The 4,360-nt window shown below is 47.4% G+C and carries 4 protein-coding genes, 4 tRNA genes and 1 rRNA gene; 1 reads left to right on the forward strand and 8 read right to left on the reverse strand.

Going from position 1 to position 4,360, the window contains the following annotated elements:
• The 5 genes from ACJHYW_RS24900 to ACJHYW_RS24920 form a co-directional block, all read right to left on the reverse strand.
• Nucleotides 1-246: GTP-binding protein (locus ACJHYW_RS24900; RefSeq protein WP_044810207.1), on the reverse strand; the 246-nt coding region annotated here is incomplete at its 3' end.
• 114 nt (nucleotides 247-360) lie between these two features.
• Nucleotides 361-436 (reverse strand) — tRNA-Thr (locus tag ACJHYW_RS24905).
• Between the two features lie 6 nt (nucleotides 437-442).
• Nucleotides 443-517 (reverse strand) — tRNA-Gly (locus ACJHYW_RS24910).
• A 116-nt stretch (nucleotides 518-633) separates the two neighbouring features.
• Nucleotides 634-718: transfer RNA gene (locus tag ACJHYW_RS24915), tRNA-Tyr, on the reverse strand.
• An 8-nt stretch (nucleotides 719-726) separates the two neighbouring features.
• Nucleotides 727-802 (reverse strand) — tRNA-Thr (locus tag ACJHYW_RS24920).
• A gap of 361 nt (nucleotides 803-1,163) precedes the next feature.
• Here ACJHYW_RS24920 and coaA point away from each other — a divergent pair.
• Nucleotides 1,164-2,114, forward strand: a complete 951-nt coding sequence (coaA, locus tag ACJHYW_RS24925; protein ID WP_000023085.1) for a type I pantothenate kinase — start codon at nucleotides 1,164-1,166, stop codon at nucleotides 2,112-2,114.
• 28 nt (nucleotides 2,115-2,142) lie between these two features.
• Here the strand turns inward: coaA and birA are convergent, their stop codons facing one another.
• The 3 genes from birA to rrf all read right to left on the reverse strand — a co-directional run.
• The gene (birA, locus tag ACJHYW_RS24930; protein ID WP_000654618.1) at nucleotides 2,143-3,108 is read right to left on the reverse strand and encodes a bifunctional biotin--[acetyl-CoA-carboxylase] ligase/biotin operon repressor BirA; all 966 of its coding nucleotides are present in this window, start codon (nucleotides 3,106-3,108) and stop codon (nucleotides 2,143-2,145) included.
• Entirely contained in the window at nucleotides 3,105-4,133 is a 1,029-nt protein-coding gene (gene murB / locus ACJHYW_RS24935; protein ID WP_001016685.1) for a UDP-N-acetylmuramate dehydrogenase, read from the reverse strand. The genes birA and murB overlap by 4 nt, the downstream gene beginning before the upstream one ends.
• A gap of 136 nt (nucleotides 4,134-4,269) precedes the next feature.
• Nucleotides 4,270-4,360: ribosomal RNA gene (gene rrf / locus ACJHYW_RS24940) — 5S ribosomal RNA — on the reverse strand; the annotation flags it as partial.

The raw sequence follows: 4,360 nt of genomic DNA on the forward strand, positions 1-4,360 counted from the left end.
GCAGTCTACGTGTGCGTAGTGACGGGTCGGGGTGTCATATTCAACGTGAGAAGTGTTGATGGTGATACCACGAGCTTTTTCTTCCGGCGCGTTATCGATCTGGTCGAATGCGCGAGCAGCACCGCCGTAGGTTTTAGCCAGTACGGTAGTGATTGCAGCGGTCAGCGTTGTTTTACCATGGTCAACGTGGCCGATAGTACCGACGTTAACGTGCGGTTTTGTACGTTCAAACTTTTCTTTAGACATCGATTGTCCCTCTAAGACACGGATAAATCGGTGATATCACCACATCAACCAGGCAACATGCCCGACTTGTTGAATGCAATAAACAGAAGGAAAAAACAGGGAGGAGAAAAGAAGTGGTGCTGATAGGCAGATTCGAACTGCCGACCTCACCCTTACCAAGGGTGCGCTCTACCAACTGAGCTATATCAGCACATCTTGGAGCGGGCAGCGGGAATCGAACCCGCATCATCAGCTTGGAAGGCTGAGGTAATAGCCATTATACGATGCCCGCATCCTGGAACTCGGCTACCTGATTTTCATTCTGCACTGAATATCGAGAGAAGCTCTCTTTATTCGAGCCGGTAAGCGAACTTATCGTCTCGGGCTACGCCATCGCGTGGCCGAAATTGGTGGTGGGGGAAGGATTCGAACCTTCGAAGTCTGTGACGGCAGATTTACAGTCTGCTCCCTTTGGCCGCTCGGGAACCCCACCGGACTTGATGGTGCCGACTACCGGAATCGAACTGGTGACCTACTGATTACAAGTCAGTTGCTCTACCTACTGAGCTAAGTCGGCATCAAGTAGCGCGCATTCTATGGAGACATGCGAGTTCATGCAACTAAAAAATTGCATAATTTGTTTTATTGGTCACATTTTATGCGACACGATGAAGAAACAGCCGAATGGAGGGCAGATTAGCACACTTTTTCAACATCATTGTGCTCAACAATGCGCTCCTGCTAAACCATAATTCTTTTTATCAGATGGAATATCTGTCACATTGCTTTTCAACGATAGCTTCCTGGGAGAGATTTTTTCTTATTATTCCTCCCCATCTGGTGTTACCCTCCTGCCCATTAACCCATTCAACAGAACTGTGACGCGCCATGGCAAATATCGCTTTGCCGATAGAGCTATGACCGCCAGAAACATGCTTATGAGTATAAAAGAGCAAACGTTAATGACGCCTTACCTACAGTTTGACCGCAACCAGTGGGCAGCTCTGCGTGATTCCGTACCTATGACGTTATCGGAAGATGAGATCGCCCGTCTCAAAGGTATTAATGAAGATCTCTCGTTAGAAGAAGTTGCCGAGATCTATTTACCTCTGTCACGTTTGCTGAACTTCTATATAAGCTCGAATCTGCGCCGTCAGGCAGTTCTGGAACAGTTTCTTGGTACCAACGGGCAACGCATTCCTTACATTATCAGTATTGCTGGTAGTGTCGCGGTGGGGAAAAGTACAACCGCCCGTGTATTGCAGGCGCTATTAAGCCGTTGGCCGGAACATCGTCGTGTTGAACTGATCACGACTGATGGCTTCCTTCACCCTAATCAGGTACTGAAAGAACGTGGTCTGATGAAGAAGAAAGGCTTCCCGGAATCGTATGATATGCATCGCCTGGTGAAGTTTGTTTCCGATCTCAAATCCGGCGTGCCAAACGTTACAGCACCTGTTTACTCGCATCTTATTTATGATGTGATCCCGGATGGAGATAAAACGGTTGTTCAGCCTGATATTTTAATTCTTGAAGGGTTAAATGTCTTACAGAGCGGAATGGATTATCCACACGATCCACATCATGTATTTGTTTCTGATTTTGTCGATTTTTCGATATATGTTGATGCACCGGAAGACTTACTTCAGACGTGGTATATCAACCGTTTTCTGAAATTCCGGGAAGGGGCTTTTACAGACCCGGATTCCTATTTTCATAACTACGCGAAATTAACTAAAGAAGAAGCGATTAATACTGCCATGACGTTGTGGAAAGAGATCAACTGGCTGAACTTAAAGCAAAATATTCTACCTACTCGCGAGCGCGCCAGTTTAATCCTGACGAAAAGTGCTAATCATGCGGTAGAAGAGGTCAGACTACGCAAATAATTTTCAGGGGAGCTAATGCTCCCCTATCTTATTTTTCCGCACTACGCAGGGATATTTCACCGCCCATCCAGGGTTTTATTATTCCATCCTGCTCAAGCAATAAAGCGCCCTGTTTGTCTATTCCGCGTGAAATGCCAAATATTTCTTTATCACCAATGATAAGTTTCACTGGGCGATTAATAAAATTATCCAGCTTTTCCCAGCGCGAAAGATAAGGTGCCAATCCTTCTTGTTCGAAGAGTTCCAGCGCCGCGCGTAATTCACGTATTAGCATGGCCGCCAACGTATTACGATCGAGATTGATCCCCGCTTCCTGCAGCGTGATCCACCCCTGATTAACGACACTCTCTTCAACACGACGCATTGCCATGTTGATCCCGGCTCCAATGACTATTTGCGCCGCATCGCCGGTTTTACCAGTCAGCTCCACAAGAATGCCTGCCAGCTTGCGATCCTGCAGATAGAGGTCATTAGGCCATTTAACACGAACTTTATCTGCACCCAGCTTGCGTAATACTTCCGCCATCACGATACCGATAACCAGACTTAAACCAATCGCCGCCGCCGGGCCTTGTTCCAGACGCCAGAACATCGACAAATATAAGTTTGCGCCAAAAGGCGAAAACCATTTCCGACCCCGGCGACCACGGCCAGCCTGCTGGTATTCTGCAACACAGGCATCGCCCGATTTAAGCTCTCCGATACGATCAAGAAGGTACTGATTCGTGGAGTCAATAACGGGTAGCACAGTTACACTACCGCCATCCAGCTGACCCAATATCTGTTCAGCATTAAGTAACTGGATAGGCTCAGGCAGGCTGTATCCTTTACCCGGAACGGTAAAGACATCAACGCCCCAGTCACGCAGTGTCTGAATGTGTTTATTAATAGCCGCCCGGCTCATTCCTAACGTTTCACCCAACTGCTCACCAGAGTGAAATTCGCCATTCGCTAACAGCGCGATTAATTTCAGCGGAACGGTATTATCCTTCATGAAATCGTCTCCACTGCGCTAACTTCACCTGATGCACCAATAAAGCGAACTTCAGGCTCAAGCCAGACATTAAATTTTTCACCCACTTTTTGTCTTACATGATGTGCCAGTTGCACCACATCTTCGCTTTTTGCATTGTCTTCATTAATAAGGACTAACGCCTGTTGACGGTGCACCGCAGCCCCACCCATTTGCATCCCTTTTAGCTGGCACTGATCGATAAGCCAACCTGCTGCCAGTTTTACTGAACCATCCGCCTGGGGATAATTTGGTGCTGTTGGAAATTGTGCCAGTAATGCTTTAGCCGTTTCGGCAGATACAACAGGGTTTTTGAAGAAACTACCGGCATTGCCATTCACTTTTGGATCAGGGAGTTTGGTGGTGCGCATATGACACACCGCATTAAATACTTGCTGTGGCGTTACGGTTGTAGGATCCAGACGAGTTAAGTCACCATACGTTAGTACAGGTTGCCACTCTTTTGGCAGACGCAGACCTACGGCTACAATGGCGAAGCGGTCCTGGTATTCATGTTTAAAAACACTGTCGCGATAGCCAAAACGGCACTCTTTGGCAGTTAAGCGCACTTGCTTGCCTGTCGCCAGTTCAACACAGTCAACATAAGCGCAAACTCGCTGTAATTCTACGCCATAAGCACCAATATTCTGGATAGGTGATGAGCCGACACAACCAGGAATTAATGCCAGATTTTCCAGACCAGGCATACCTTCCTGCAAAGTGTATTTTACCAGGCGATGCCAGTTTTCTCCGGCTCCTACATGTAAATACCACGCATCAGGTTCATCATGAATTTCGATACCTTTGATCCGGTTGATGATCACCGTACCGCGATAGTCTTCCAGAAAAAGTACATTACTTCCTTCACCCAGAATAAGAACGGATTGTCCTTTTGCGGTTGCATGCTGCCAGGCATTGAGTAGTTGTTGTTCGTCTTCGGCACATACAATGTGCTGAGCATTATGATCAATGCCAAATGTGTTCCAGGGTTTTAAGGAGTGGTTCATAGCTGCTTTCCTGATGCAAAAACGAGGCTAGTTTACCGTATCTGTGGGGGGATGGCTTGTAGTTATGACGACAGGGAGTGTTTGTAGAAACGCAAAAAGGCCCAGTCTTCCGACTGGGCCTTCTGCTTAATTTGATGCCTGGCAGTTCCCTACTCTCGCATGGGGAGACCCCACACTACCATCGGCGCTACGGCGTTTCACTTCTGAGTTCGGCATGGGGTCAGGTG

Source organism: Escherichia sp. WS3063 (assembly GCF_046486595.1).
GTDB lineage: Bacteria > Pseudomonadota > Gammaproteobacteria > Enterobacterales > Enterobacteriaceae > Escherichia > Escherichia coli.